Source organism: Mycobacterium dioxanotrophicus (genome assembly GCF_002157835.1).
Lineage (GTDB): Bacteria > Actinomycetota > Actinomycetes > Mycobacteriales > Mycobacteriaceae > Mycobacterium > Mycobacterium dioxanotrophicus.
This window is the reverse complement of sequence record NZ_CP020809.1, coordinates 6898637-6924936: the sequence shown is the minus strand read 5'-3', so window position 1 is coordinate 6924936 and position 26300 is coordinate 6898637. Positions and strand designations below refer to the sequence as shown.

Here is a 26300-nt window from a genome sequence, read left to right as displayed (position 1 = left end):
TCAGTCAGGAGTTGAGCGGGCGACTGGCGGCACGAGGTTGATCGGGAAGGCTGAGAGCGGCGAGTTTGGCCAAGCAGTACCCGATCACACGTTGTCGATCCGATTCGCCCATCGCTGGGAATGGTGTGTCTTGGACGAGCGCCAGCACTCGACGATAGAAGATCGACGGCGCTATGCCGAACTCCGGCAAGATGTACTCGTCGCCGTGATCGAACGGTCCCCACCGAGCCACGAAGTCGACCATACGATCGTCTTCAATAATCTTGTGCGAGTTGAAAGTTGTCGGTGTTGGCGCTGGTGAGCCCGACTTTGGGCGTTCGGTGATCATCGAAGGTCCGCATCGTCGAAACCGCGCTCCAAGCTATGGCGCACTGTGCCGAGATAGCGTGCGGCGTCGGCGCCGTCGATGATCCGATGGTCGTAAGACAACGACAGGTAGGCCATCGAACTGGTCTTCACCAGGAGGTTGCCAAGCTCGTCGCGTTCAGGAACCAGTCGTTCGACCACCGTGCCGACGCCCAGGATGGCTGATTGGGGTTGATTGATGATCGGGGTGTCGAACAGCGCGCCGCGGCTTCCGGTGTTGGTGATCGTGAAAGTTCCTCCCGACAGATCGTCAGGCCGTACCGTCCCCGATCTCACCGCCAGGGCTGATACCGCGATGGCTGTTGCCAAGCCGGCCAACGTCATTGACTGGGCGTCGCGGATCACCGGCACCATCAAGCCCTTGTCGCTGTCCACGGCAACACCCAGATGGACCGCACTGTGATAGGTGACCTCGGTGCAGTCGGCGTTCAGCGAAGAGTTGATCACCGGGTGTGCCGTAAGGCTTTCCACGGCGGCGCCGACGACAAACGGCAGGTAGGACAGCTTCTGGCCGGTCCGGGCCTCGAATTCCGACTTGTTGCGGTTGCGCACCACCGCGATACTGGTCAGGTCGACTTCGACCACCGTCGTCAACTGCGCCGATGTCTGTAGTGATGTCAGCATCCGCTGCGCAATTGTGCGCCGGATCCGCGAGAGCTTCTCGACTCGCTCCGTTGCTGTTTCGGCAGGTTCGGGTTCCGGTTTCGGTTCAGGTTCGGTGACCTTCGGAACGCTCTCTTGCTCATAGGCCGTATCGTCGGCGGCCGCCGCGTCGGCAGTGGTGATCACCGCGATGATCGCGCCTATCTCGACCACGGCGTCCTCCGGCTCGATGATCTGAGCCACGATCCCGGCTGCGGGAGAGCAGACTTCGGTATCGACCTTGTCGGTGGCAACCTCGAGCAGGGGTTCATCATGCTGGACTTCATCGCCTACTGCTTTGAGCCACCGGGTGATGGTCGCCTCGGTGACAGCCTCGCCAAGGAAAGGCAACTCCACGTTGGTAATACTTGTGGCGGAAGTCATTTCACGCTCCGTTCGGCCAGGTCGAGCGCCGCGCTGACAATGCTGTCTGTGTCGATGCCGTGATACCGATAGACATCGTCGAGCGAGCCGACCTGCCCGAACCGGCTCACTCCCAGTGCGGCTCCCGCCACGTTGTTGATGCCGGTCAGAAAGGCCAACGTATGTGGATGTCCGTCGAGCACCGTCACCATGGGGGCGGCGCGATCGGCCGGGAAGATCTGGTCGAGGATCCAGGAGGGGCTCTTGGAAAGCCCTCGGCGAGCCTGCAATGCGTCGAACAACAGGCCCGGGCTGGTCACGCAGACGACGTCGGCACCGATGCTCTGCTCGGCCAGCCGATCCGCGGCCTGCAGGGCTTCGGTGATCATCGCTCCCATCCCGACCAGAGTGACCTGCGGTATGCCACCGACTCGTCGCAGCAGGTACGCACCGGCGACCACGTGCTTTCTCCGACGTTCGCGGGCGGCACCGTCGTCGGGCACCGACGCCAGCGTTTGGTCGACAGGCCGGGTGGACAGCCGCACATACGACGACGAGCCATCCGGGCGCCCCAGCCGCCCGATGCATGACAGCAGTGTCCATTCGACATCGATGGCAAATGCCGGCTCGTAGCTGATGCAGCCGGGTTGCTCAAGGCCGATCGACGGTGTCTTGATGGACTGATGCGCGCCGCCCTCGGCCGCGAGGGACACACCGGATGGCGTCCCGACCAGAATCGACTGTCCGCCTGCGTATATACCGTAGGACCACGGCTCCAAGGCACGCTCCACGAACGGGTCGTAGACCACCCCGATCGGAAAGAGAGACTCGCCCCACCGGCTCCACGTTGCGCCGAGTTCACCGATGAGGCCGACGAGATTGGTCTCGGCGATGCCGAGTTCCATGTGCTGTCCGGTCGGTCTCTCCCGCCAGTGCATGATCGTCTCGGGGTCGTCGTCAAACCAGTTCCGACGTTCATCGGGTGACCACACGCCAACCTTGTTGAGCCAACCTGCCAGGTTGGTCGTCGAGCTGACGTCGGGGCTCACGGTCACCACACGTTTGGCCGCGCCCGGAGCTTGACGGCTCAGGTCGAGCAGGACCCGGCCCAGGGCCGCCTGGGTGGACGACGTGCCCGAGGGGGTGCGACCAGTGTCGACCGGAACGGCAGGGGGAGTCGACAATGTCACCGGGTCGCGCCGCAGTCGCTGGGCAGTCTGGGCGCACAGTTCGCCGGCTGCGCTGTCGATCTCGAAACGCTGCCACGGATTGGTCGGGTCCATACCGAGTTCCGTGGCGAGCTGGTCGTACTGCTCGTTTGTGAGCAGTGACGAATGGTTCTGGGGATGGCCCTGGGTGGGCAGTCGGTGACCTTTGATGGTGTAGGCGATGATCACCGTCGGACGGGTGTCATCGATTTGGGCGTAGGCCGCGCGCAGTGCGGCGAGGTCGTGACCACCCAGATTGCGGATCGCGGCCAGCAACGCGTTCTCATCGAGGTCGCGGATCAGCGTCGAGATCGCGTCGGCTGCTATTCCCTTGCCAGGCAGCCTCTCCCGTAGCTCTTCGGCTGAGCAACGCAGCAGACGCTGATACTCGGGATTGGGCATATCGAGGATTCGGGCGCGCAGCGCTGCCCCACCGCTGCGTTCAAACAAAGACTCAAGCTGAGCGCCGAACTTCACGGTGATCACTTGCCATCCGGCGGCCGAGAACATCGCCTCCAGCCGTCCGGCCGCGATGTTCGGCACGACGCGGTCGAGTGACTGGCGGTTGAGGTCGACAATCCAGACGATCTCGCCGAGCTCGGCGACGGAGTTGTCCAGGATGGCTTCCCAGACCGCCCCCTCGTCGAGTTCGGCGTCGCCCACCAGCGAGTACTGCCGACCTTTTCCTGCGGCGCCGATCTGCGCACCGACGTAGCGGCGGGCGATCGTGGCCCAGATTGGCGCGGTCGCCCCAATACCCACCGATCCTGTCGAATAGTCGACGGGGTCAGGGTCTTTCGATCGGCTCGGGTAGGACTGCAGACCACCGAACTCACGCAAAGTGGTCAGGTACTTCTGATCGAGTTCGCCCAGCAGATAGTTGATGCTGTGCAGTACGGGCGAGGCATGCGGCTTCACCGAAACCCGATCGCCTGGTTGAAGCTGTTCAAACCACAGTGACGTCATGATCGAGGTCATCGAGGCGCACGACGCCTGATGCCCTCCCACCTTCAGGCCTGTGGGATTGGGCCGAACACGATTGGCGTGGTGGATGATCGACGTCGACAGCCATAGAACGCGGTCCTCGACTTCGCGGAGGGCAGCATCGAATGACGGGTCGATGCCACGAGCCCGGGTATCGACTGATTGCGTGCGGTCCATCAGTGGCTTCCTTAGCGTGGGAGTTCCAGATCGTTCAACCGGTCTGCGTCGGTGCTCAGATCGTGAGCACGGCGACGACGCGTCGCGGCAAGCGGGCTCGGGTGCGAGCACAGCCGCTGCCGACCGCGGTGAGACGGCCGTCGGAGCTCCAAGGGGTGCAGAACTCACTATCAAGTCGAGCATCCAACTACACTTTGAACAAGTTCGATCCGATTGACTGAGCATTTTGCTGACACGGTCTGACGGCAGATGGCTGGAGGTTGTCATTTTGACCACGGAAACCAGAGTTGACGCCCTGGACGCGCGGATCCTCAAGGCGCTCAACGACGATCCTCGGGCCACCGTGATCGCATTGGCCGACAAGACGCGGCTCTCGCGAAACACCGTCCAGGCGCGCATCAACAAATTGGAACGGCTCGGCGTCCTCCGCTCGTTCGAACGGCGCGTCGACCCAGCCACCCTGGGTTACCCGTTGACCGCGTTCATCCTGACCCGCGTCACGCAGCGCAAGCTCGCTGCCATCGCTCGAGAACTTGAGCAGGTTCCGGAGGTCGTCGAAGTACAGGGGCTCGCCGGTGCAACCGATCTTCTGATCCACGTGGTGGCCCGCGAGGCCGACGATCTCTACCGGGTCGCCGGCCGGATACTCGGCATAGACGGCGTTGAACAGACCACCACCTCACTGGTCATGCGCAAACTCGTCGACTTCAGACTGACACCGCTCCTGGAGAAGCTGGTTGAGGAATAGTCGCTACTTCGCGCAGCTCGGCTCAGTTGCGCTGTACTACCCCGGCGCGCCCGCCGGCGCCAGCCAGGCCGCGATGGTCGGCGAAGTGGTGAAACGTCGACTCCGCCAATGCCCGCCCGAGCCGCCTGCCGTCCGGGGTGCGCTCGCCGTCGATCAGCACGGCGAGGTTGAACCGCCGCCCGCTGGACGTGCTGCGCCCCTGAGCGAGCACGGTCGTGTACGGACCGTCGACCGTCACCAGACCCTCGTGTGGGTGTGCGGGGAACCACTCGATGCGGCCGCTAGCGGTCTGCCTCGTGCGCAGCAGCTCGTGCACCGACCCGTCGACGAACACCGGCTGGTAGTCGCCATTGGCGCCGGAATGGTAGTTCGGCCAGCAGCCAGAGTTGATCGAAGCCGTACTCGTCGAGTTGACTCAGCACCGGGTCATCGCAGTGGCAGGCCCGGTTGCGGGCCACCACGTCATGACCCGCCGCGCGCAATTCGGCAGCCAACAAAGAGAAGCGGCTGATGTCCCAGTCATCACGGTTCGCCGGAATGGTGGTCTGCAGCAGGATCTTCGACACGGCTTCGTCTCCTCGACGGTCAGATGGCGCTGCCGCCACCGTCGACGTGCAATGTGGACCCGGTGATGAAGCTGGACCGTGGCGATGCCAGAAACAGCACGGCCTCGGCGATCTCCTCGGGCCGCGCGGTGCGTCCCAACGGCAGCGAGCGGCCGAGTTCCTCGTTGGTGTCGCCCCATTCCGCTTCGACGCCTTCGGTTTTGGTGGGTCCGGGTGCGACGCTGTTGACCCGGACACCGTACGGGCCGAACTCCGCGGCCCAGGTGCGGGTCAGTGATTCCAGTGCCGCCTTCGATGCACTGTAGGCCGACGCGCCGGGCACGCCTTTGGTGGCGACCATGGTGGTGACGTTGACGATGCTGCCGCTGCCTCGTTCGATCATCCCCGGCACCAGGCCCGCTGCCAGGAAGTACGAGCCGCGAACATTGGTGTGAAAGGTCTTCTCGAAGGCTGCGACTGCCTGGTCGACGGTCAGCGCGGCAGGGAAGCTCGCGGCGTTGTTGACCACGATGTCCACGTTGTCGAGTTGCCGCACAAGGTCGTTCACCGAATCGAGGTCCGACATGTCGGCTCGGGCGAACCGTGTTCCCGCCCCGATGTCGTCGGCGGCCGCCGCGCCGCGGACCGGGTCTCGTCCGGTGATCACCACCGACGCGCCTGCGCGCGCCAGCAAGCGTGCCGACGCCAGGCCGATTCCTGCGGTGCCGCCGGTGACCAGGGCCGTGTGTTGCGCCAATTCCATGTAGCCAAGCCTGGCCGGGACGCGCTGACTTCGGACCCTTGACATCCCGTAGTCGATGTCCGGTGTTGTCGTGACACGCGGTGTCCGATCGGTGAGTGGGTAAACTCGGCTGGCGTCGAGAGGAATGCGGGAGGTGCGATGAGTGCTCTGCTGCGCTCAGTGCGTCAGCAACGGGGGATGACGCTTGAGGAACTTGCCGAGGCGACCGGGCTGACCAAGAGTTACCTGTCGAAGATCGAACGGCAGCGGTCCACGCCGTCGATCGCGGTGGCGATGAAGGTGGCGCGTGTCCTCGACGTCGATGTGGCGCAGCTGTTTTCCGAAGACCCTGAGGTGACGACGTTGTCGGTGGACCGCGCCGGGGACCGTCCGGCCGGCCGCTACCATGCGGTTGGCGCGGGCATGCTCGGGAAGGCGATGTCGCCCTTCATCGTTCACCCGACCCGCGAGTTCAGTGAGCATCCGCACCCCGCCCACGTCGGCCAGGAGATGGTCTTCGTCCACGCGGGCTCGGTGGAGCTGCGCTACGCCGAGCAGATCATCACGCTGGACACCGGGGACTGCGCGTACTTCGACGCTGCGCAGCCACACCAGCTTCGTCAGCGGGGTTCGGTGCGCAGCGAAGTGTTGGTGGTCGCGCAGGCCGACTTCGGTCGCTCCCGGCAGGGTTGACCGGCAGCCGAAACCGCGGAAACACACTATTGACGATAGGACACAATGTGTCCTATCGTCGCTCTTGTGTCGGTCCGTACAGTTCCGGAAAGGCGTTTGAGATGACTGCCACCACCCTTGGTGATTCAAAACAAGTGTTGATGCAACGGGCGCTGGACGCGCTGTCGAGCCACGTCCAAGACTCCCTGCTCACGACCCGCCAGAAACTGGCGTTGACCTGCCGGGCGCTGTTCGACGCCGGTCATGACTCGGGTCTGGCCGGCCAGATCACGGCGCGCGCCGAGAAGCCCGGGACGTACTACACCCAGCAGCTCGGGCTCGGGTTCGACGAGATCACCGATGCCAACCTGCTGCTCGTCGACGAGGATCTCAATGTCCTGGACGGACAGGGGATGGCCAACCCAGCCAACCGGTTTCACTCATGGATCTACCGGGCGCGCCCTGACGTGCAGTGCATCGTGCACACCCACCCGTTCCACGTGGCGGCGCTGTCCATGCTCGAAGTGCCCCTGCAGGTTTCACAGATGGACATGGCTCCGCTGTACGACGACTGTGCGTTCCTGCCCGACTGGCCCGGCGTTCCGGTGGGCAACGAGGAGGGCGAGATCATCAGTGCCGCACTGGGAGACAAGAAGGCCATCCTGCTCGCGCACCACGGCCATGTCGTCGCAGGCGCCAGCGTCGAAGAAGCCTGCTCACTCGCGATGCTGATCGAACGGGCCGCGAAGCTGCAACTGGCTGCCATGGCGGCGGGCACCATCGCCGAGCTGCCCCCGCGACTGGCCCGCGAAGCCCACGACTGGACGCTGCGGCCCAAGCGCAGCCAAGCCAATTTCGCCTACTACGCCCGACGTGCCCTGGTGCGTCACCCCGACGCCCTGACCGGCGATCAGCCCAACAATCACTGAGGAATCCGAACATGGCCAAAGACAAAGATATTCACGGAATCATTGCGTATCCGGTCACGCCGTTCACCGCGGACAACGAGGTCGACACCGGTAAACTCGCCGCTCTCGTCGATCGGTTGGTGGAGACCGGGGCGCACGGTATCGTCCCGCTCGGCAGCACAGGTGAGTCCGCGTACCTCACCGAGTCCGAGTTCGACGCGGTCATCGACATCACCATCGACGTGGTCAACGGCCGGGTACCCGTCATCATCGGTGCATCTGACCTCACCACCGCCAACACGATCCGCCGCGCGCAGTACGCCCAGCGGGCCGGTGCCGACGCCGTGATGATCCTGCCGATCTCCTATTGGAAGCTGTCCGAACGCGAGATCGCCCAGCACTACGCATCTGTCGGGGCGGCGATCGACATTCCGATCATGGTGTACAACAACCCCGCGACCAGTGGCATCGACATGAGTCCCGAGCTGCTCGTGCGGATGTTCAACGAGATCGACAACGTCACGATGGTCAAGGAGTCCACGGGTGACATCACCCGCATGGAGCGCATGTCCGAGCTCACCGACGGGCAATTGCCGTTCTACAACGGCAGTAATCCGATGATCCTCAAGGCTTTCAAGGCAGGGGCCAAAGGATGGTGCACGGCGGCGCCCAACCTGCAGCCGCAGCCGTGCCTGGACCTCTACGCAGCCGCGCAGGCCGGGGACTGGACGAAGGCCGAGGCCATCTACACCGAATTCAAGCCGCTGCTCGAATTCATCGTCGCCGGCGGCTTGCCCACCACCATCAAGGGTGGCCTCGACCTTCTGGGCCAGGGCGTCGGGGTGCCGAGGTTGCCGCTCTTGCCGCTGGACGACAACGACCGTGCCGAACTCGGCCGGCTGCTGAAGATCTCCTGACTCAGCTGCCCACGATGTCGGCGAGCCGGGTCACGATCGTGGCCCGGCGTTGGGCATAACCGCGTGCGGCGCGCTGGATTTCGGCGGTCTGGTCTGTCCGCACGCGCTGATACTGCTGCAGGGCCACGGCATACGATCCGTCGCGCACCCTGCCTAGTTGGGCCGCCAACTCTCCGGCGTCCTGGATCGCCTGATTGGCGCCCTGCCCACCGAACGGGGTCATCGGGTGCGCGGCGTCGCCGAGCAGCGCGATCCGCTGCGTGGTCCACCGCTCGATCGGGTCGCGATCGTAGACCGGATGCATGAACACCGGACCGGTCGCTGACCGGATCATTCGCGGCACGACCGGGTCGAACTCATCGAACTGCATGGCCAGAGCCTCCAGGTCGGCACGCGCCGACCACAGATGCGCGGGCGGTTCGTCGACGCCGAGGGTGGCGTCCACCGCGACCTGCCGCCCCGAGCGCACCGGCATGGTGATCATGTGCTTGGCACGATCGGCCGAGTGCCAGGCCCGCAGCCGATCGTTGGGTCCCAGATCCCGCAGACACGCGGCCGGGCTGACGGCGCGGAAGATCACCGACCCGCAGTAGTGCATGTCGTCGTGGCTGAACAGTTTTCGCACGGTCGAGCGCAGGCCGTCCGCACCGATCACCAGTCCGGCCCGGGCGGTCACTTCATCGTTGAAGACCAGTTGGACATGGTCGTCGCGCTCGACGATGTCGGCCAGGCGGTGATTGAGCCGGATCTCGGCGTTGCCCACCGCCGAGACCAGCAGGGCGTGCAGGTCGGCCCGATGCACTGTGCGCGGCGCCATCTCCGCGTCGGCATAGCCGAACCGGCCGTGATCGGTACCTTCCTCGGGTGCCGCCGCATACTCGGTCACCTTCAGCAGCCGGCCGTTCTGATCGCGGTCCTCGAAACACGGTGTAGCCGAGGAGATCTTCTCGAACTCAGCAAGAATGCCCCACGTCTTGAACAGCCGCAGGGTCTGGGGCGAGATGCCGAGCGGACCACCGACCTCGCCGAGTGCTCTGGTCTTATCGAACACCACCGCGCGGTATCCGTGGTGGTGCAAGGCCACGGCGGCGGCGAGACCACCGAGGCCGGCCCCGACAATGGCGATGGGAACATCGACGGTCATGGGACGTAAACCTTTCGTGTTGTCTGGACGGGCTCGAGCCGAACGAGCCCTTCGGTGTCGAGCCGTGCCGCGACCGCTCCGGGCCGATAGCCGGCCACAGTGCGGACATTGCCGATCGGATACCACAGGCCCCGTTCGATGATCAGCTCCTGGATGGTGTCCACCAGGGTGCGGCGCGCGTCGGTATCGGCACAGTGCAGTTGTGCGTCGAGCAGATCGTCGAGGTCGTCGGATTGTAGGCGGCGGTTCATGTTTCGCTGCGAGACGGCGAACTGGTAGCGCAGCACGTCGGGATCTTCGCCGGTGTAGTAGAAGAACCGGAAGTCGTAGTCGCCGGACTGCTGGCGGCTCCGCAACTCGGCGAAGCCGACGTCGGCGAGCCGCAGTCGGATCCCATGCCTCGACCATTGGTCGGCGACCGCGGTGAGGAGTTCGGTGTCGATCGGGGAGAAGGTGCTGTTGAACAGCACCTCGAAGGTGAGGCCTGGCCCGGCCCCGGCAGCGTCCAGCAGGCGATGGGCCCGAACGGGATCGTAGGTGAGCTCGGTGCTGAGATCCCGGTGGTAGCGCGTGGTGGGCGCCAGAACCGAGGTCGCTGAGGTGTACCCCGCCTGCGCGAGGATGGGTTGCAACCGGGTGTGGTCGATCAGCAGCGACAGCGCACGCCTGATCCTCGGATCGGTGAGCGGACCGCGGGATGTGTTGGGGCACAGCCCGTATGTGATGCCGGCGTTGTCGTGTTCGGCCATCCGGTACTCGGCGGCGGCGTCACCGGCGTAGACATCGGTGTCGGGATGTTCGGCCTGCACGAAGACCACCTGGTGCGAACCGTCGGTCAATGTCGCGGGCACACCGGACCCCAGTGCCGGTCGCCACCTGCCCGTGCCCACCCGGGTGTCACCGGCGGCCTTGCTGACGGCGAGGCCCACGCCGGCCAGCGACCGCAGGAATGCGGCATTGTGGCGTTCGAAGTGAAACGTCACGGTGGCGGCGGTGGCCCGAATGTCCTTGAGCCCGGCCAGCGCTGCCACCGCGGCAGGTAGAGGCTGCACGTGCTGCAGCCCGAGGATGTCCAGGAAGCTCTGCCGCACGTCCGCACCGGATAGTGCTGTGCCGTCGGAGAACTGGACACCCGCGCGGATCACGAACTCGACGGTGAGCGGATCGATCTGCCGCCGTGACGTGGCCAGCCATGGCACCAGCTCTCCGGTGGTTTCGTCGACGTCGAGCAGGCTGTCGAAAGCCATGCGGGCGTAGGTCTTCGACATGGTGTTGTAGGCGAGTCGAGGATCCCGGGTGAGTTGTGCGGTGGGCCAACCGAACGTGATCTCGGCGCTCATCCGACCGGGGCCAACTGCGAGGAGGCCGCGCGTCGGGCCGCCTGGGCGGCAACGAATGCCACGATCCCGGCGAGCGCGATGAGCGCGGCGACGGTGCTGAACAGGTCTGTGCCATCAGCTGTTTCGCCGACGACCGTCGCGCCGATCGACACCCCGATCGCGGCGCCGAGTGCGCGCAGGTAGTGGTACACGCTGGAATCGAAGGGGATCTGTGCGGAATTGGTCAGCACGTTGGCGGCCAACGGACTCCACAGCAGGCCCATCGCGCCACCCATCAGGGCGGCGCTGACGAGCAGCGGGACGACACCGTCGCCTGGCACGGTGGCCGGGACCGTGAGACTCGCCGCGGTCACGATCAGCAGGATGGCACCGTAGCTCACGAGCCGGGTGTTCTCGTGGCTGTTGCCGGGACGTCCCCACGGCAGCACCGGCAGTAGGCCCGCGAAGAATGCCATCGGGAGCAGGACCAGTGCCGACCGATAGGAGTCGAAGGACCGTACCTGCTGCAGGAAGTACATCACCGAAAGGGTGAAGACGTTGGTCGCCATACCGGCGACGAAGACGATGAGGAAGCTCTGGTAGAGGACTGGTCGGGTTCCGTCAGACGTGCGCCGGCAGATCACGATGACCGTGGCGCCGACGGCGATTGCTGTGGTGCACAGCGCAATTCGGGTCACGGCCGTGTCGGCCAGGCTCGTCACCAGGAAGATTCCCACCTGCGCCACGCCCAGGCCGACGATCACCGCCGCCGGGCCGGGCGACCGGTTCGGCGCGGGCTGCTCCTCGGGAGCGCTGCGCCCGGTGGAGGCCAACGCCATCAGGGCAACGGCGGCAATAGTGGTGGCCACGGTCTCGTACGGGAACGAGCGCCATCCCCACGCGTCGTTGAGTGCCGCGGTGATCAGCGGTGACGCCAACGCGGAAGCGGAGACCACCAGACCCCAGGTTCCGAGCACCGCGGAGTGATGATCGGGATAGAACTGTTGGCGGATGATCCGGAAGATCTGCGGGGCCAGGGCGGCCGATGCCACGCCCTGGAGGAACCGGATGACGATCAGGACCCAGAACTGTGGGCTGAGGCTGGCGGCAATACCGAGCACGACGAGCGCCATCGAGCTCACCTGGAAGGCACGCATGGCTGGATAGCGGTGCACGGTCATCCCGGCAGGCAGCAGGGCCAGGCAGAAGCCCGCCAGAAAAGCCACGCCGACGTAGGCGGCTTGCGCGAACGGTATGTCGAAAGACTCGGAAATCGCCGAATTCAACAGCACAGTCGACGAGGAGTTGGAGTAGAGGGTGTATTCGGTCAGATATAGCGACGCCGCAACGGCGCAAAGGGACGGCTTCATGACGCCTCAGAGAACTAGCAGGGGTTAGTCGAACAAACGAAGAACTAACCCGCGATTCTCTTCAGCGGTGCCAGCCGGGCGCGGTTCCAGATCGACGCCAGCAGACTCGGTGCGCACGACACGTCGACCCGCACCACGCGTGCGGATGCGCTGTCGTCACCGGCACCCATGCCGACGACTGTACCGCGTGCGGCCGGGAATCCGGTCTGCGATATCAGCCCGGAGCTGATCCATGCTCAGCGACGGATCGTGTTTGGTGAGGTCCCATTCCTTGTGCCCGATCACATGTGATGCGGGTTGCCCGATCTTGGCGACGACCGCCGCGCAGCACTGCACGTAGGCCAGATACTGCTCCAGGGGATAGGGCTTCTTGCCGGCGCTGACGGCATGGATACCGATCGTGTGGGCGTTGGCCCTGTTGGCAGGCAGATCCGGATACGATCCGTGGCCCGCGTGGTGCGCGATGCCGGCAGCAACGACCGTGGCGGAGCCGTCACGGCCAACAAGAATGTGTGACAACGGGCCCGGTAGGTCGGCGGTGCCGTCAGCAACCAGGTCAGCGGCGACGGTGTCGCCCCCGGTGTGGTGGCACACCACGCCCCACGCGTCGTCGATGTACCCGTGGCCGCGTTGACGCCATCCGTCGATCTCGGTCACCGTGAGCCCCTCGGCCCGCAGGACGTTCGCGAGCCAACCCAAATCATCGATGGCCACAGACCCTCCCTGAAACGCTGCCCGGCGGTGAGATCGCGCATGGGTAGGCGCGATGGATTCATGCTCACGGCTCAGCGGCTCGGGAGGCCCGAGTAGTGCGGTACCTGTTTTTGCTGGGGCCGGTTCAGAAGGGGCTGCTGTTGGCCTGGAAGCGGGCCGATTCCGGCCGGGGGCCGAAGCGCCGGATGTAGTCCTCGTGAATGTGGGCTTCCTTCTTGTACTTGATCTCGTCGACGAGGTTGGGATCCAGATTGTGCTGGGCCAGCCGGTGACGGCGCCACACCTTGTTCAACGCCAATGCCATCAACAGTGCCCAGATGTAGATCGGCACCGTCATCTCCATGTGGACGTACAGCGATGCCGGCAACAACCACAGCGGGGCCAGGACGAGTAGCGGGGGGATCGCCATGCGCACCATATGGCGGCGTACGGCGCCGTAGTCGGCCAGGTCGTGGGCTACCCACTCGCGCATCGAGTCGGGCAGCCGCCGGCCATACGCGTAGGTGAGGTACTGGATTGGATTCGGGCGGTCTTTCGCCATGGTGGCTCCTAGGTTCCGGCGGTGAGTGCGTTGGCGGCCAAGGCCGCGGTGTTGATCCGGGTGAGTACCCGGTGCAGCTCCTCGAGCTCGGCCATGTCGACGCCCAATCGGGCGACGACGGCCGGCGGGATCTGCAAGGCCTGCTCACGCAGGGCGACGCCGGCCTCGGTCAGGCCGATGTCGGTCGAGCGTTCGTCGCCCGTGCTGCGGGTGCGGGTGATCAGGCCCAGCGTTTCGAGCCGCTTGAGCATCGGTGAGAGCGTCGCGGATTCGAGCTGCAGTGCCGCGGCGATCTGCTTGACCGTCAGCGGGGGCATGCCCGCGGCGTCCGACCGCTGGTGGTCCCACAGCGCCAACATCACCAGGTACTGCGGGTGGGTGATGCCCAGTGGCTCCAGCAGGGGCCGGTAGACGGCCTGCACCGCGCGGTTGCTGATGGCCAGCGCGAAACAGACCTGTCGCTCAAGGGCGAGCGGATCGACTTCCACCTCAGTTGGTGTGGGCATGATTAAAAAGTACCCTAATAGTTAGGGCACTATCAATATTTGGTGTGTCACACCTGCGGCGGCGCTACGGTTTCTGGCGACTTTCGGGCGGAATCGCGCCAAAAACCGTCGTCTCGGCGAGCGAGTGGGGGTCCTTCACTTGCGCCGTCGTGGAGCGCACCACCAGCTTGGGTTCCAGTACGACGTCGTCGGCTTCGCTGCGGCCCTCCAGCATCGCCACCGCCAGTCGCACGGCGTGCTGAGCCAGCCCTGCCGCATCCTGATGGATGGTGGTCAGATCGATGCGCGGGTTGTCCGACAGATGACTGTCGTCGTAGCCGATCAAGGACAACTCGCCGGGGATGTCGACGCCGGCGCGGGTGAACACGTCGAGCAGACCCAACGCGCAGCGGTCGTTGCCGGCCAACACCGCGGTTGGCAGGCTGCCCGCGTCGAGCATGGCCCGCGCTGCGGCCGCACCGGCCTGCTCGTTGTGGGCGCCCGGGATCACCGCGACGCGGTCGGCGAGCCCGTGACTGCGCATCGCGGCGCGATACGCGCGGCGGCGGTCGGCCGAACCGGGATCGTCGCCGCCGTCGACGTGGTGGATGTCGCGGTGGCCGAGATCGACCAGATAGTCGACGGCCAACCGCATGCCCTTGGCGTCGTTGGTGCGGACCGTCGCCAACATGGCGGCGCTGTCGACGTGGGCGAGCCTGCGGCCCACCACGACGGTCGGGGCGCGTTCGGCGAGTCTCTTCAGGTAGTCATGAGTTGACCTGGGGCCCAACAGGATCAGGCTGCCGCAGCGGTGGCTCAGCAGCGACTCGACGAACGTCGACTCGGGATGGTCGCGCAGGTTGGCCGACAGCAGCATGTCGTAGCCGCAGCTTTCGGCGGCCGGGTAGATGTTGGTCACCAGCTCGGCCTGGAACAACTGGTGCACGTCGGTGAGCACTCCGATGGTGCGACTGCGGCCCTGAGCCAGCAGTCGCGCCGCCGAGTCGGGGCGATAACCGATCTCGTCGGCGACCGCCAGAACCCTTTGCCGGGTCTCCTCGCTCGCACCCGGCTTGCCGTCGAGGATGAACGAGACCAGCGTTCGCGACACTCCCGCGCGTTCGGCGACGTCGGCCATGGTGGGCCGCCGCGGACCGGTGCGCGGCGACGGGCTCACCGGGCTCCCGGGAAAAGTGACGGTTGACACAGTTCGGGCATGCGCACATAGTAGACCTCACGCGCGTTACTAACGCGCGTTAGTACGAAGAGGAATCGAGGCCTGCAATGTCCGGATCATCTGGCGGAGTCCGAACTGCCCCGCATGGCAGATTCCTGACCAAGCTCACCGTCATCGCCACGCTCGGTGGGCTGTTGTTCGGGTACGACACCGGCGTCATCTCCGGTGCCCTGCTCTACATGAAGGACGACCTGGGGCTCAGTGACTTCGGTGAGGCCACCGTGGTCAGCTGCCTGCTGTTCCCGGGCGCGGCCTTCGGCGCCCTGCGGCCGGGTCGCCGACCGGATCGGCCGGAAACGCACGCTGTTGGTATGCGCCGGCCTGTTTCTCGTCGGCGCGATCGGGTGTGCGCTGGCGCCCGGTGTCCAGGTCATGGTGGCCGCGCGCATCGTCCTCGGGCTCGGCGTCGGCGCCGCGGCGGTGACCTGCCCGCTGTATCTCGCGGAGATGGCGCCCGCCGACCGACGCGGACGCATGGTCACCATCAACGAGCTGATGATCGTCACGGGCCAGATGCTGGCCTTCGCGACCAACGCACTGCTGGACCGCTTGTTCCACGATCCGCACGTGTGGCGGATCATGCTCGCCGTGGCTGCTGCCCCGGCCATCGCTCTGCTCATCGGAATGCTGGTGCTGCCGGACTCGCCGCGGTGGTATGGCCTCAAAGGCCGGATGGCCGAGGCGCGGTCGGTGCTGGGGCTGAGCCGCCACCCAGGCGAGGCCGACGCGGAGTACGTCCTGATCGAAGAACACACCGCACACATGCTCAAGACCACCGCCACACCGTTCTCGGTGATCCGCGACGTGCCGTGGATCCGGCGCGTGGTGCTCATCGGATGCGGCCTGGCGATCATCCAGCAGGCCACCGGTATCAACACCGTCAACTATTACGCCCCAACGATTCTCAAGCAGAGCGGGCTGGGAGTCAGCGCTGCACTGGTGGCGACCATCGCCGTCGGCGTCACGTCCGTGGTCACCACCGTCATCGGGATCGTCCTGCTGGGCTACATCGGCCGCCGGACCATGCTGCTGATCGGATTCGCCGGCGTCGCCGGCTCCCAGGCCGCGCTGTCACTGGTATTCCTGCTGCCGGAGTCGATGACCCGCAGCTACGTGATCCTCGGCTGCATGATCGCCTTCGTCGCGTTCGTCCAGATGTTCATCGGCACGTGAGTGTGGCTGCTACTGTCCGAGATCTTCCCGCTCAGCATTCGCGGATTCGCCATGGGCATCGCCGTTTTCGTGCTGTGGTGTACCAATGCCATCATCTCGTTCCTGTTCCCGCTGCTGAACTCGGCGCTGGGCTCGACCGGCACCTTCGCACTGTTCGTGGCGATCAACCTCGTTTCGTGGTGGTTCGTCCGCCACTACGTGCCGGAGACCAAGGGCACCAGCCTCGAAGAACTCGAAGAGCGTTTCGAGGCCCACGGCACCGGCCCGATCCCCGTCGCTACTCACTGATCCCCCTATAGCCGAAAGGAATTGCCATGTCCGATCTTCGAGTTGCCGTCCTGGGCGTCGGCCTGATGGGCGCCGACCACGTCGAGCGGTTGTCGTCGCGCATCTCCGGTGCGCGAGTTGCGGTTGTCAACGACTTCCTCACCGACAAGGCCGAGAAGCTCGCCGCGGGGATCCCCGGCTGCCGGGCGATCGGCGATCCGCTGGATGCGATCGCCGATCCCGACGTCGACGCGGTGGTGCTGGCAACCCCGGGGCCGACGCACGAGAAGCAGCTGCTGGCATGCCTCGATCACGGCAAGCCGGTGCTGTGTGAGAAGCCGTTGACCACCGACGTCGAATCGGCGCTCGCAGTTGTCAAGCGCGAAGCCGAGCTAGGCAAGCGGCTCATCCAGGTCGGGTTCATGCGCCGCTTCGACGATGAGTACATGGCGTTGAAGGCGATGCTCGACGAGGGCGAGCTGGGACAGCCGCTGGTTTTGCACTGCGCGCATCGCAACCCGGCCGTGCCACACGGTTTCGACAGCGCCATGGTGGTGCGTGATTCGCTGGTCCACGAGATCGATGTCACCCGGTTCCTGTTCGACGAAGAGATCGCGTCCATCCAGATCATCAAGCCAGCACCGAATCCCGCTGGCCCAGAAGGACTTTCCGACCCGCAGATCGCCATCCTGCGCACTGCGAGTGGCAAGCATGTCGACGTCGAGCTGTTCGTCCACACCGGGGTGGCCTATGAGGTGCGCACCGAGGTGGTTGCCGAGCGCGGTTCGGCGATGATCGGCCTGGACGTCAATGTGGTCCGTAGGAGCCAACCGGGCATGTGGGGTGGGCGGATCACGCCAGGATTCCGGGAGCGCTTCGGCCGGGCCTATGACACCGAAATCCAACGGTGGGTCGACGCAGTTCGTAGCGGAGCGAACGTCGATGGGCCCACCGCCTGGGACGGCTACGCCGCTGCCGCGGTATGTGAGGCGGGCGTCGAATCCCTGCGATCCGGCCAGCCGGTCGAGGTGTCCCTGGTCGCGCGCGACTCGATTCCAGGAGCATGAGCATGAAGATCGCGTTGGATCCCACGCCGTTTCATCACTCGCACGGATTGTTGGAGTTTCCGCGGGTGGTGGCGGAGTTGGGTTATGAGTATGTGCAGTTGACGCCGCACCGGGATTTCATCCCGTTTTTCAATCACCCACGCGCCGATGACGATCTGGTCGCCAAGTTCCGCAAGGCGTGTGCCGACGCGGGCGTCGGGATCGCGTCGGTGCTGCCGGTGCTGCGTTGGTCGAGCCCTGACCCCGATGCCCGTGACGCCGCGGTGCGTAACTGGAAACGCGTCATCCAGATCACCGTCGACCTGGGCGTCAACGTCATCAACACCGAATTCTCCGGCCGCCCCGAGAAAGCCGAGGAGTCCGAGCGGGCGTTCTTCCGGTCCATGGAAGAGCTGCTGCCGATCATCGAACGCGAGGGCCTCGACGTGCGCATCGATCCGCACCCCGATGATTTCGTCGAAGACGGCCTGGAAGCGTTGCGCATCATCCGCGGGGTCAACTCGCCCAACATCGGCATGGTGTACGTGGCGTGTCACACCTACCACATGGGTGGCAACATGTCCGAGATCATTCGGACCGCCGGCGACAAGCTGCGGTTGGTGCATGTGGCCGACACCATGGACCATCACCGCAGTCACGGCCTGCGCTACATCACCAATCCGCCCGGCAACCCGGTGCGGGTGCATCAGCACCTCAAGATCGGTGACGGCGACATCGACTGGGATGAGTTCTTCTCCTGCCTGGCCGCTATCGGTTTCTACGACCGGCCCGACACCGTCATGGTCTCCAGCGTGTTCGCCGAGGACGAGACCGCGCCCGACGTGTCGCGCTATCAGCTGGCCACCATGACCGATTACGTGGCCAAGTACCGCTGAGTTTCCCGGCGAGCAGTCACTGCGGTACCGCAACCACGGCGTGTCGCGTACCGCAGCGTCTGCTCGCCAGAAGAACTGGTGGTTAGCTTCGAACATGCGCATCGACGGCCAGCAGCTCGCTGCGCTGGCCGCTGTGGTCGAGTCGGGAAGCTTCGACGCGGCCGCGGCCCGCCTGCATGTCACGCCGTCGGCGGTGAGTCAGCGGATCAAAGCCCTGGAGCAACGGGTGGGCCAGGTCCTGGTAGTCCGCGAAAAGCCTTGCGTCGCAACACCAGCCGGAGTTCCGCTGCTGAGGCTGGCAGCGCAGACCGCACTGCTGGAGTCTGAGGCGCTGGCCGAGATGGGTGGCGAAGCGGCTCCCTGGACCCGTATTGCATTGGCCGTCAACGCCGATTCGATGGCAACCTGGTTCACCACCGTGCTGGCACGGCTGCCCGGTGTGCTGTTCGACATCCACATCGAGGACCAGGACCACTCGGCGCAGTTGCTGCGCGAAGGCGTGGTGATGGGCGCGGTGACCACCGAGCGCAGGTCCGTGCCGGGCTGCCGCGTCCACCCACTGGGTGCCATGCGGTACGTGCCCGTGGCCACCGTCGACTACGTCGAGAGGTACCTGCCGCACGGGTTCACCGCGGCGGCTGCCGCGCAGGCGCCGTCCCTGGCGTGGAACCGCGCCGATGCGTTGCAGGACAGCCTGGTACGCAAGGTGTTCCGCAAAGACGTCGGCCGCCCGGTCCACTTCATCCCGACCGCAGAGGGTTTCGGCGCGGCGGTACGCGCGGGGTTGGGGTGGGGCATGTATCCCGAGGAACTCGTCGAGCCATCCTGGGTCCCGATCGCCCCGCAGCATCTCGACGTCCCGCTGTACTGGCAGTGCTGGAAACTCGACAGCGAGATGGTCTCGACCGTCACCGATACGATCCGCTCGGCGGCGGCGGGCCTACGCGCGCGCCGGTAACGGCGACGCCGTCGCTTCGTGTTCCGCCGCCCTCCTGCCCCACCGCCCCGCCAATGCCGCGCAGGTGATGAGCTGAATCTGGTGAAAGATCATCAGCGGCAACACGATCAGCCCGACCGGATGGCCGGCGAACAGTACGGTGGCCATCGGCAGACCGGTCGCCAGGCTCTTCTTCGAGCCGCAGAAGATCACCACGATGCGGTCGGCCCGGTCGAAGCGCAGCAGCCGTGCCACGCCCGCGGTGACGCCTAGCACCACCGCCAGCAGCATCACGCTGACCGCGATGACCGCGATGACGCTCGTGGCCCTCATGCCCGTCCAAATATGTTCTGCCATACCGGCACTGAAGGCCGCGTACACCACGAGATACACCGATCCCCGGTCGACGACCTTCGTGAGCGTGGTGTGTGACAGCAGCCGGTGCAGTTTCGACCGGAGCACCTGCCCGGCGATGAACGGCACCAGCAGCTGCAGGACGATCTCCAGGATGGAGGTTGCCGAGACGGTCGCGCCGCCGCTGGTCTGCATCAGCAGCGTCACCAGCAGCGGGGTGATGAAGATACCGAGCATGTTCGACGTCGACGCGCTGACGACCGCGGCGGCGACATTGCCCCGGGCGATGGAGGTGAAGGCGATGGAGGACTGCACGGTGGACGGCAGCAGACACAGGTAGAGCATGCCGAGGTAGAGCTCGTCGGTGAGCACGGACGGGACCAGCATCCGCATCGCCAGGCCGAGGAGCGGGAACAGGACGTAGGTCGCGGCCAGCACGGTGGTGTGCAGCCGCCAATGCTTCAGTCCCTCCAGGGCCTCCCGCGGTTCCAGGCGTGTGCCGTACAGGAAGAAAAGCACGGCGATGGCCACCTTGGTCGCCCACTCCAGGGCATTTGCGGCGTCGCCGCGCGCAGGTACCAGCAGGCCGACGGCCATCGAAGCGACCAGGCCGAGCAGGAACCCATCGATGCGGAGTTTGGCGAGCACCGGTTCACGGTACGGCGATCGGCACTCATAGCAGAAGTCGATGGGCTCGATAACTCTGAACGGGTATCGTGATGAATGTGTTCGACCCGGAGTTGCTGCGGACCTTCCTCGCGGTCGAGCGGGCAGGCGGTTTCACGGCAGCCGGCCGGGTGCTGGGGTTGCGGCAATCCACGGTGAGCGGTCATATCGCACGCCTGGAACAGGCTGTCGGCCGCGAGCTGATCCGGCGGGACACCCGGAATCTGGCATTGACGGCCGACGGCGCGGCGATGGTCGGATTCGCGCGTCGCATCCTCGACGTGGAAGCCGAGGCCAAGCGGCATTTCGGCTCGCGGCTCACCGGTTTCATCCGGCTCGGCGCCTCCGACGACCTGGTGACGCGCGAATTGCCCGACGTGCTGGTCGAATTCCAGCGGGCCTATCCGGGCGTGGACCTCGAGCTCGTCGTCGGCCTGAGTGAGAATCTCAAAACGCGCATGGCCGCGGGTGAACTGGACCTGATGGTGGCCAAGCGGTTGCCCGGTGAGCAGCACGGCCAGCTGTTGTGGCGGGACCGATTGGTGTGGGCCGGACGGGCAGGGCTGACCGACGTCGCCGATCCGGTTCCCGTCGTGACCTATCCGACGCCGAGCCTGACGCGCCGCGTCGCGTTGCGCGCGCTGGAACGTGAGCGGCGCACCTGGCGGATCGCATGCGTCAGCGACAGTCAATTGGGTCTGCAGGCCGCGGCGCTGGCCGGGCTCGGTATCGTCCCGCATGCCGAAACGCTGTTACCGGCAGGCCTTTTCCCGGTGGACGACGATCGGCTTCCGGATCTCGGTGAACTCGAATTCGTGCTGCTGCGTAGGCGTACCGCGCCGTCGGAGCCCGAGCAGGCGCTCTACGACGCCATCGTCGACGGTGCGAACCGCATGCACCGCTGAGCCTACCCGTTGCTGTAAACCCTTGTGGGCGCGACGAGTACGGCTGTGCGGCCCTGTTCGGCCATCACCCGGTCGTAGGTGTCCCAATCGTCGTGGGTGCCGCCGGCGGCGGTGAAGATCTCGCGCAGCAAGAGTCGCAGTCGTTCGGGATCCAGCCAGGGTTGCGGATCGTCGGGACCTGCCAGCTCGGCACGTCCCTCGACGGTGGCCCACTGCCAGCCGTTGCGGAATGTGACCGAGATCTGCGGCCTGGCACGCAGATTCGCGAGCTTCACGCGGCCATACGTGACGAACCCGAGAGCCGGTACCGATGTTGCCGGGTGCGCCAGGACGCCGGCGTTGACGAGCGTGGACTGGATGGTCGCGTCGGCGCGCAGGGTCGACACCACCGCCAGGCCATGGTCATCTCGGGCCAGTTCGGCGGCCTCGTCCAGTGTCGGCATGCCGGCGCCTCCTCGTATCAGCCCACCGGCACCACACCACGCGGCAAGATCAGCGGCAGATCGTTGTAGGTGACAATACCCGGAGCGGCCGACACGACGGCGGGGATCGCGTTGAGCGGCGGTGTGGCCGTCATGATGTGGCCGAGCACCATGAACTCCTCGAGTGTGGTGGCCTCGAAGTCGGGTGGCGGCAGGAAACCGACTTTCATGGTGACCGTCGGGCGCCCGGCCACCTCGATCACCCAGCCGTCCTGATCGATCTGCCAATCCGGTTGCAGTGCTTGCCCTTTGCGCCAACGGACGTTGATCTCCACGCGCGTCACGCCTCCGACGATGCCCTTCCAACTGGCATACACGCCGGCCACACACCCCGCCGGAATGGTCCACGAGCCGAGGTCGAGATCCTCGGTGGTCTGGGCGTACTCGGCATCACATCGGACCTCGTCGAGTTCGATGCCGAGGGCATCGGCGACCATGCGCACGGCCTCACCGAACACGCCGGTGCCGCGTGCGGTCATGGCCTGGAGATCGGGATGGTCGATGGGCTGGCCGAAGCCGACCGGCTTCTCGGTGGCGGGGGAGTCGTAGAACGTCGTATCGGCCGCCTCGTTCACGGTGATCTTGTCCACGCGGTCGCAGATACCCGCGGCCACGACGGACAGCTGGTTGACATAGCCCGGGCTGATGCCGGACCCGAACATCGTCGCGCCACCGCGCCGGCACGCGTCGGCGATACGCTGCCGCCCGTCGCCCTGGTTGTGCCCGGTGATGAACGACGCGGTGGCGACGACGTTGATGCCGGCCTCCAGGATGCGGGCCAGCTCGTCGACGTCGATCCACATCGGGTTGTAGACCACGACATCGGGTTTCAGTGCGAGCAGGGCCTCGATGTCGTTGGTCGCGTTGATGCCGAGCGGCTCGATCCCGCAGAGTTCGCCGACGTCGCGGCCCGCCTTGTCGGGCGACCACGCGTAGCAGCCGACGAGCTCGAGCGTGGGATTCCTGGCAATGGCTGCCACCGAGCTCTTGCCGACATTGCCCGTCGTCCACTGGACCACCCGATAGTTACCTGACATCTCGTCAGCCCCTTCCGTCGGCTCCAGCGGAAGTTTTCCACGGCCGTGAGAAAAAGGGAAGAGTTGGCTGCGTCCCCCTCCGGGCCACTACTGTTGCCGCAATGACCGGCCGAGCAGCTGCCCGTACGGGCGATGCCGACGAAACCCGGCGGCGCCGCGGCCGACCTCGACGCATCGATCACGAGCAGATCGTCGCCGCAGCGCGGGGCATCGCCCCCGAAGACCTGACCATGCAAGCCGTCGCCGACGCGCTCGGGGTGGACCGCACCGCTCTGCACTACTACGTCGGCGATCGGGACGGGCTGCTGGAACTCGTCGTCGCCGACCTGTTCGAGAACGAGATCCGGGCGATCGAGCTACCCGATGACGTCGACTGGCGGGAGACCCTGCGGGCCTACGCCAACGCGATCCGGCAGGGCGTCCTCAAGCTCGGTGCGACCGGAATGAGCTTCCGGCTCAGTGGGATTGGCGGAGCGGCAAGTCTCGGGCTCGCCGAGCGTGTGCTGCGGTCGCTGACCGGCGCCGGTTTCGGTGTGGACGATGCGGGACGCGTCCTCACGCTGGTGTCCGGTATCGCCCTGTCAGCCGCCCACGACGTGCTCGGTTCCGCGGAATCGCGGCGGCACCATCAGAACCCGGAGGTCGCCAGGGTCCTCAAAGAGCTACCGGCCGAGGACTTTCCGCTCCTGGGCGCAGTGAACGCCCGACGCGCCGCGGCAGCCGCCGACGACCACGACTTCGATTTCAACCTCGGCGTCATCATCGCCGGGCTCGAACGCACCCTCGGCGACTGACACAGACCTATTTGGCGCGCAGCGCCAGCCGCTCTGCGTTGTCGATCAGAATGCTCTTGCCCTGCACGCGAATCCAGCCGCGCTGAGCGAAATCAGCGAGCGCCTTGTTGACGGTCTCGCGAGACGAGCCGACCAACTGGGCGATTTCCTCCTGGGTCAGTTCGTGATTGACCCGTAGTGCATTGCCTTCGCGGCTGCCGAAGCGCTGCGCAAGGTAAAGCAGCTGCTTGGCGACCCGGCCCGGCACGTCGGTGAAGATCAGGTCGGACAGGTTGTCGTTGGTGCGGCGCAACCGGCGGGCCAGCACCCGCAGCAGCTGTTCGGCGATCTCGGGCTCTTCGGCGATCCATGACTGCAGCGCCGCACGGCTCATCGACACGGCCGACACGTCGGTGAGGGTGGTGACGGTGGACGTACGCGGACCGGGGTCGAAGATGGCGAGCTCGCCGAACATGTCCGACGGACCCATCAGCGTGATCAGGCTCTCGCGGCCGTCGGTGGTCCTGCGCCCGATCTTCACCTTGCCGGAGATGATGATGTAGAGCGTGTCGCCCGGTTCGCCTTCGACGAAGACGGTGCGTCCGCGGGGGAAGGTCACCGGTTCGAGTTGACGCGCGAGTGTCTCGATGGCTTTGGGCTGCAGGCCCTGGAAGATACCGGCACGGGCCAGGACCTCGTCCATGCCGCCCCCCTTCAACTAATCGACTCAGGCGTCACCGTCAATTTCGTACCCTACCGAGGGCGCGGATTTTCCAACGTGACGGATACCACTTTAGCTGACCGGTTTCCCGGCTCCTGTGTCACTGGGGGGGCGACGATCCCGGTGTCGTAGGCGTGGATGATCGCGGCGGCCCGGTCACGCAGGTTCAGCTTGACGAAGATTCGGCCAATGTGGCTCTTGACAGTGAGCCCGGAAATGCTTAGTTCGTCAGCGATCTCGGAGTTCGACCGGCCCCTGGCGATGAGGGTCAGGACATCGAGTTCACGCGCTGTGAGGTCGCTGACGGCGGTGGCGCGCGGTGACGTGGCGGCTTTGCGGTAGGTGCTGAGAACCCTTGACGTCACGGCAGGGTCGAGGTAGCTGTGTCCCGCAGCGACCGCCCGGACCGCCCGGATCAGCTCTTCGGCGGAGGAGTCCTTCAGGACGAATCCGGCTGCCCCGGCCCGCAGCACGCCCGACAGCAGTTCGTCGTCGTTGAAGGTGGTCAGGGCCAGCACAGGTGGACCCGACTGCGCGGTGAGCAGGCGGGTGGCTTCGATGCCGTCGACGCGTTTCATCCGCAGATCCATCACGACCACGTCGGGGCGGTGCCTGCCGACCGCGGCGGCCACCTCGTCGCCGTCGGCGCATTCGGCGATGATGGTGAACCCGTCCTTGCGGCGCAGGATCCGGCGGAGCCCAGAGCGCACCAGGTCCTGATCGTCGACGAGCAGGACCGCGATCTCGGGCGCCGGGTCGGTCATGACGACGCCAACGGGCAGGACGAGTCGGTGGTGCCGAGCGGAATGTTGGTGCGTACCGCCCAGCCGTCGGACGTCGGGCCGACGCTGATGATGCCGCCGAGTTGCCCGACGCGCTGTCGCATCCCGCGCACACCACGCCCTTCTGTACATCCGGCTGTTACCGCCACCGGCAGTTGATTGAACACGTTCAGTGTTACCGATGTGCGTGAGATCGCCAGCGTCACAGTAGATTTAGCTTCAGGCGAATGCTTGGCGATATTGGCCAGCGACTCTTGTGTGATGCGGTACAGGGCCAGGCCGACAGCGGGGGAGACCTGCGCGGCGCGTCCACTCGCGGTGAATTGCACCGTGAGGCCCGCGCGGACGAAGTCGTCGATCAGAGCGGAGATGTCGTCGATGCCCGGCTCGGGCGTGGTGCCCATCGGGGCGCCGTCGAGGAGACCGACCGTCCGGCGGATGTCGGCCATCGCCTGGCGGCCCAGGTGTTCGGCCTGCTCGAGCGCATCGACGGCATCCTCGACATCGCGGTCCTGCTGCAATCCGCGGCGAGCGCCCGTGATGTGCAGCAGCGTCACGCTGAGCGAGTGGGCGATGACGTCGTGCACCTCGCGCGCGATGCGGCGCCGCTCGTCTGCTGCGGCATGGGTTGCCAACGCTGCCTGGGCTTGCTGCTGCTGCTCCATCAATACGGTCTGCACCCGCATGAGATAGCCCACCAGCCAACCCATTCCGAGGATGCCGAGATAGAGCGGAACATTGTCGAGCCTGTGCAGAGCCGACGCGGTCAACAGCAGAGCGGCGGCGCAGAGCGAGGAAAGGCACCCGCCCGGTATCCCGGTCAGCGACGTCACCTCGCCCACCATCAGCACCACCAGCAGGGGAGCGAAATCGTTGGCGACCGGCGTGGACGTCGCGAACAGCAGCAACGCCGTCGCGGCCGTCCAGGCGGCCCACACCACCGGAGCCTTGAACTTGGCGCCCGACGCGTAGACCTGCACAAACGGCGCGACCGCCAGGGCAAGCGCGAGCAGGGACACGGCGAGGTCGGCGGCCGGACGCTGGACGGCGGCGATCACCGCGGCGCCCACCACGGTGGCGTCGACCGCGATCACAGACGCCCAGTTGTGGCCGACCGGGATCGACTCGCCTTGCCGGCGCATCTGCTCGCGCACGGAGCGCGCCATCGCACTCAGCATG

The 26300-nt window shown here is 65.8% G+C and carries 27 protein-coding genes and 2 pseudogenes; 10 read left to right on the top strand and 19 right to left on the bottom strand.

Translation table 11 applies throughout. The features are described 5' to 3' along the window. Positions 1-4: 4 nt before the first annotated feature. From BTO20_RS39610 to BTO20_RS33600, 3 genes are read right to left on the bottom strand one after another with little or no spacing between them, the layout of a single operon-like run. Positions 5-328, bottom strand: a complete 324-nt coding sequence (locus tag BTO20_RS39610; protein WP_157680389.1) for a hypothetical protein — start codon at positions 326-328, stop codon at positions 5-7. Beyond that, positions 325-1392: a 2-oxo acid dehydrogenase subunit E2 gene (locus BTO20_RS33605; RefSeq protein WP_087080457.1), complete on the bottom strand. Its 1068-nt coding sequence runs from the start codon at positions 1390-1392 to the stop codon at positions 325-327. The genes BTO20_RS39610 and BTO20_RS33605 overlap by 4 nt, the downstream gene beginning before the upstream one ends. Beyond that, complete coding sequence (locus BTO20_RS33600; protein WP_087080455.1) at positions 1389-3740, bottom strand: transketolase-like TK C-terminal-containing protein; 2352 nt, start codon at positions 3738-3740, stop codon at positions 1389-1391. The genes BTO20_RS33605 and BTO20_RS33600 overlap by 4 nt, the downstream gene beginning before the upstream one ends. Positions 3741-4008: 268 nt before the next feature. Here BTO20_RS33600 and BTO20_RS33595 point away from each other — a divergent pair, with 268 nt between their 5' ends. Continuing rightward, the gene (locus tag BTO20_RS33595) at positions 4009-4488 is read left to right on the top strand and encodes an Lrp/AsnC family transcriptional regulator (protein ID WP_408632135.1); all 480 of its coding nucleotides are present in this window, start codon (positions 4009-4011) and stop codon (positions 4486-4488) included. Between the two features lie 73 nt (positions 4489-4561). Here BTO20_RS33595 and BTO20_RS33590 read toward each other — a convergent pair. Together BTO20_RS33590 and BTO20_RS33585 are read right to left on the bottom strand one after the other, a co-directional pair. Then, positions 4562-5054, bottom strand: a pseudogene (locus tag BTO20_RS33590) (hypothetical protein); the annotation flags it as partial. Positions 5055-5073: 19 nt separating this feature from the next. Next, the gene (locus BTO20_RS33585; protein WP_087080452.1) at positions 5074-5796 is read right to left on the bottom strand and encodes an SDR family NAD(P)-dependent oxidoreductase; all 723 of its coding nucleotides are present in this window, start codon (positions 5794-5796) and stop codon (positions 5074-5076) included. Between the two features lie 138 nt (positions 5797-5934). On the opposite strand from BTO20_RS33585, the gene BTO20_RS33580 reads away from it, so the two are divergent. The 3 genes from BTO20_RS33580 to BTO20_RS33570 all read left to right on the top strand — a co-directional run bounded on the left by BTO20_RS33580 (position 5935) and on the right by BTO20_RS33570 (position 8272). Further along, positions 5935-6468 (top strand): helix-turn-helix domain-containing protein, encoded by a 534-nt coding sequence (locus BTO20_RS33580; RefSeq protein WP_087080449.1) that lies wholly within the window; start codon positions 5935-5937, stop codon positions 6466-6468. Between the two features lie 101 nt (positions 6469-6569). Next, positions 6570-7376 (top strand): aldolase, encoded by an 807-nt coding sequence (locus tag BTO20_RS33575; RefSeq protein WP_087080447.1) that lies wholly within the window; start codon positions 6570-6572, stop codon positions 7374-7376. Between the two features lie 11 nt (positions 7377-7387). Then, a complete protein-coding gene (locus BTO20_RS33570; protein ID WP_087080445.1) occupies positions 7388-8272 on the top strand; it encodes a dihydrodipicolinate synthase family protein in 885 nt (294 codons plus the stop codon). 1 nt (position 8273) lies between these two features. Here BTO20_RS33570 and BTO20_RS33565 read toward each other — a convergent pair whose 3' ends face one another. From BTO20_RS33565 to BTO20_RS33535, 8 genes are all read right to left on the bottom strand, one after another. Next, complete coding sequence (locus BTO20_RS33565) at positions 8274-9416, bottom strand: FAD-dependent monooxygenase (protein WP_087080443.1); 1143 nt, start codon at positions 9414-9416, stop codon at positions 8274-8276. Further along, positions 9413-10756, bottom strand: a complete 1344-nt coding sequence (locus tag BTO20_RS33560) for an ABC transporter substrate-binding protein (protein WP_087080441.1) — start codon at positions 10754-10756, stop codon at positions 9413-9415. The genes BTO20_RS33565 and BTO20_RS33560 overlap by 4 nt, the downstream gene beginning before the upstream one ends. Then, complete coding sequence (locus BTO20_RS33555; protein ID WP_087080439.1) at positions 10753-12105, bottom strand: MFS transporter; 1353 nt, start codon at positions 12103-12105, stop codon at positions 10753-10755. The genes BTO20_RS33560 and BTO20_RS33555 overlap by 4 nt, the downstream gene beginning before the upstream one ends. A 44-nt stretch (positions 12106-12149) precedes the next feature. Then, positions 12150-12275 carry a hypothetical protein gene (locus BTO20_RS41170; RefSeq protein WP_269770310.1) on the bottom strand — a complete coding sequence of 42 codons (126 nt, stop codon included), beginning with the start codon at positions 12273-12275 and terminating at the stop codon, positions 12150-12152. Then, complete coding sequence (locus BTO20_RS33550; protein WP_232490930.1) at positions 12262-12819, bottom strand: peptidoglycan recognition protein family protein; 558 nt, start codon at positions 12817-12819, stop codon at positions 12262-12264. Before BTO20_RS33550 ends, BTO20_RS41170 begins: the two co-directional genes overlap by 14 nt. Before the next feature lie 124 nt (positions 12820-12943). Further along, positions 12944-13360 carry a DUF5313 domain-containing protein gene (locus BTO20_RS33545; RefSeq protein WP_087080437.1) on the bottom strand — a complete coding sequence of 139 codons (417 nt, stop codon included), beginning with the start codon at positions 13358-13360 and terminating at the stop codon, positions 12944-12946. An 8-nt stretch (positions 13361-13368) separates the two neighbouring features. Beyond that, positions 13369-13866: a MarR family winged helix-turn-helix transcriptional regulator gene (locus BTO20_RS33540; protein WP_087080435.1), complete on the bottom strand. Its 498-nt coding sequence runs from the start codon at positions 13864-13866 to the stop codon at positions 13369-13371. A gap of 64 nt (positions 13867-13930) precedes the next feature. Beyond that, positions 13931-14983 carry a LacI family DNA-binding transcriptional regulator gene (locus tag BTO20_RS33535; protein WP_087083046.1) on the bottom strand — a complete coding sequence of 351 codons (1053 nt, stop codon included), beginning with the start codon at positions 14981-14983 and terminating at the stop codon, positions 13931-13933. 146 nt (positions 14984-15129) lie between these two features. Here BTO20_RS33535 and BTO20_RS33530 point away from each other — a divergent pair. The 4 genes and pseudogenes from BTO20_RS33530 (at position 15130) to BTO20_RS33515 (ending at position 19422) form a co-directional block, all read left to right on the top strand. Beyond that, positions 15130-16543 (top strand): annotated as a pseudogene (locus BTO20_RS33530) (sugar porter family MFS transporter). 26 nt (positions 16544-16569) lie between these two features. Next, entirely contained in the window at positions 16570-17589 is a 1020-nt protein-coding gene (locus BTO20_RS33525; protein WP_087080432.1) for a Gfo/Idh/MocA family protein, read from the top strand. A gap of 2 nt (positions 17590-17591) precedes the next feature. Continuing rightward, entirely contained in the window at positions 17592-18464 is an 873-nt protein-coding gene (locus BTO20_RS33520) for a sugar phosphate isomerase/epimerase family protein (RefSeq protein WP_087080430.1), read from the top strand. Between the two features lie 94 nt (positions 18465-18558). Further along, positions 18559-19422 (top strand): LysR family transcriptional regulator ArgP, encoded by an 864-nt coding sequence (locus BTO20_RS33515; protein ID WP_087080428.1) that lies wholly within the window; start codon positions 18559-18561, stop codon positions 19420-19422. Here BTO20_RS33515 and BTO20_RS33510 read toward each other — a convergent pair. Next, complete coding sequence (locus tag BTO20_RS33510) at positions 19405-20403, bottom strand: bile acid:sodium symporter family protein (protein ID WP_269770309.1); 999 nt, start codon at positions 20401-20403, stop codon at positions 19405-19407. The genes BTO20_RS33515 and BTO20_RS33510 overlap by 18 nt on opposite strands. 71 nt (positions 20404-20474) lie before the next feature. Between BTO20_RS33510 and BTO20_RS33505 the strand changes: the two genes are divergently transcribed. Beyond that, the gene (locus tag BTO20_RS33505) at positions 20475-21326 is read left to right on the top strand and encodes a LysR substrate-binding domain-containing protein (protein ID WP_198344164.1); all 852 of its coding nucleotides are present in this window, start codon (positions 20475-20477) and stop codon (positions 21324-21326) included. Positions 21327-21328: 2 nt separating this feature from the next. Here the strand turns inward: BTO20_RS33505 and BTO20_RS33500 are convergent, their stop codons facing one another. Together BTO20_RS33500 and BTO20_RS33495 are read right to left on the bottom strand one after the other, a co-directional pair. Next, a complete protein-coding gene (locus BTO20_RS33500) occupies positions 21329-21769 on the bottom strand; it encodes a TIGR03618 family F420-dependent PPOX class oxidoreductase (RefSeq protein ID WP_087080426.1) in 441 nt (146 codons plus the stop codon). Positions 21770-21786: 17 nt separating this feature from the next. Further along, complete coding sequence (locus BTO20_RS33495; protein ID WP_087080424.1) at positions 21787-22845, bottom strand: NAD(P)H-dependent amine dehydrogenase family protein; 1059 nt, start codon at positions 22843-22845, stop codon at positions 21787-21789. Between the two features lie 101 nt (positions 22846-22946). On the opposite strand from BTO20_RS33495, the gene BTO20_RS33490 reads away from it, so the two are divergent. Further along, entirely contained in the window at positions 22947-23639 is a 693-nt protein-coding gene (locus BTO20_RS33490; protein ID WP_087080422.1) for a TetR/AcrR family transcriptional regulator, read from the top strand. A 7-nt stretch (positions 23640-23646) separates the two neighbouring features. Here the strand turns inward: BTO20_RS33490 and crp are convergent, their stop codons facing one another. From crp to BTO20_RS33475, 3 genes are read right to left on the bottom strand one after another with little or no spacing between them, the layout of a single operon-like run. Continuing rightward, positions 23647-24321: a cAMP-activated global transcriptional regulator CRP gene (gene crp, locus BTO20_RS33485; RefSeq protein ID WP_083166144.1), complete on the bottom strand. Its 675-nt coding sequence runs from the start codon at positions 24319-24321 to the stop codon at positions 23647-23649. Between the two features lie 50 nt (positions 24322-24371). Continuing rightward, the gene (locus BTO20_RS33480) at positions 24372-25103 is read right to left on the bottom strand and encodes a response regulator transcription factor (protein WP_087080419.1); all 732 of its coding nucleotides are present in this window, start codon (positions 25101-25103) and stop codon (positions 24372-24374) included. Then, positions 25100-26299, bottom strand: coding sequence for a sensor histidine kinase (locus BTO20_RS33475; RefSeq protein ID WP_087083039.1), 1200 nt, complete (start codon positions 26297-26299; stop codon positions 25100-25102). Before BTO20_RS33475 ends, BTO20_RS33480 begins: the two co-directional genes overlap by 4 nt. Between the last annotated feature and the right edge of the window lies 1 nt (position 26300).

Bases quoted from the DNA above. Each gene is read 5' to 3' on its own strand.
- BTO20_RS39610 (WP_157680389.1), bottom strand. From the start codon at position 328: ATGATCACCGAACGCCCAAAGTCGGGCTCACCAGCGCCAACACCGACA.
- BTO20_RS33605 (WP_087080457.1), bottom strand. From the start codon at position 1,392: ATGACTTCCGCCACAAGTATTACCAACGTGGAGTTGCCTTTCCTTGGC.
- BTO20_RS33600 (WP_087080455.1), bottom strand. From the start codon at position 3,740: ATGGACCGCACGCAATCAGTCGATACCCGGGCTCGTGGCATCGACCCG.
- BTO20_RS33585 (WP_087080452.1), bottom strand. From the start codon at position 5,796: ATGGAATTGGCGCAACACACGGCCCTGGTCACCGGCGGCACCGCAGGA.
- BTO20_RS33580 (WP_087080449.1), top strand. From the start codon at position 5,935: ATGAGTGCTCTGCTGCGCTCAGTGCGTCAGCAACGGGGGATGACGCTT.
- BTO20_RS33575 (WP_087080447.1), top strand. From the start codon at position 6,570: ATGACTGCCACCACCCTTGGTGATTCAAAACAAGTGTTGATGCAACGG.
- BTO20_RS33570 (WP_087080445.1), top strand. From the start codon at position 7,388: ATGGCCAAAGACAAAGATATTCACGGAATCATTGCGTATCCGGTCACG.
- BTO20_RS33565 (WP_087080443.1), bottom strand. From the start codon at position 9,416: ATGACCGTCGATGTTCCCATCGCCATTGTCGGGGCCGGCCTCGGTGGT.
- BTO20_RS33560 (WP_087080441.1), bottom strand. From the start codon at position 10,756: ATGAGCGCCGAGATCACGTTCGGTTGGCCCACCGCACAACTCACCCGG.
- BTO20_RS33555 (WP_087080439.1), bottom strand. From the start codon at position 12,105: ATGAAGCCGTCCCTTTGCGCCGTTGCGGCGTCGCTATATCTGACCGAA.
- BTO20_RS41170 (WP_269770310.1), bottom strand. From the start codon at position 12,275: ATGGGTGCCGGTGACGACAGCGCATCCGCACGCGTGGTGCGGGTCGAC.
- BTO20_RS33545 (WP_087080437.1), bottom strand. From the start codon at position 13,360: ATGGCGAAAGACCGCCCGAATCCAATCCAGTACCTCACCTACGCGTAT.
- BTO20_RS33540 (WP_087080435.1), bottom strand. From the start codon at position 13,866: ATGCCCACACCAACTGAGGTGGAAGTCGATCCGCTCGCCCTTGAGCGA.
- BTO20_RS33535 (WP_087083046.1), bottom strand. From the start codon at position 14,983: ATGGCCGACGTCGCCGAACGCGCGGGAGTGTCGCGAACGCTGGTCTCG.
- BTO20_RS33525 (WP_087080432.1), top strand. From the start codon at position 16,570: ATGTCCGATCTTCGAGTTGCCGTCCTGGGCGTCGGCCTGATGGGCGCC.
- BTO20_RS33520 (WP_087080430.1), top strand. From the start codon at position 17,592: ATGAAGATCGCGTTGGATCCCACGCCGTTTCATCACTCGCACGGATTG.
- BTO20_RS33515 (WP_087080428.1), top strand. From the start codon at position 18,559: ATGCGCATCGACGGCCAGCAGCTCGCTGCGCTGGCCGCTGTGGTCGAG.
- BTO20_RS33505 (WP_198344164.1), top strand. From the start codon at position 20,475: ATGAATGTGTTCGACCCGGAGTTGCTGCGGACCTTCCTCGCGGTCGAG.
- BTO20_RS33500 (WP_087080426.1), bottom strand. From the start codon at position 21,769: ATGCCGACACTGGACGAGGCCGCCGAACTGGCCCGAGATGACCATGGC.
- BTO20_RS33495 (WP_087080424.1), bottom strand. From the start codon at position 22,845: ATGTCAGGTAACTATCGGGTGGTCCAGTGGACGACGGGCAATGTCGGC.
- BTO20_RS33490 (WP_087080422.1), top strand. From the start codon at position 22,947: ATGACCGGCCGAGCAGCTGCCCGTACGGGCGATGCCGACGAAACCCGG.
- crp (WP_083166144.1), bottom strand. From the start codon at position 24,321: ATGGACGAGGTCCTGGCCCGTGCCGGTATCTTCCAGGGCCTGCAGCCC.
- BTO20_RS33480 (WP_087080419.1), bottom strand. From the start codon at position 25,103: ATGACCGACCCGGCGCCCGAGATCGCGGTCCTGCTCGTCGACGATCAG.
- BTO20_RS33475 (WP_087083039.1), bottom strand. From the start codon at position 26,299: ATGCTGAGTGCGATGGCGCGCTCCGTGCGCGAGCAGATGCGCCGGCAA.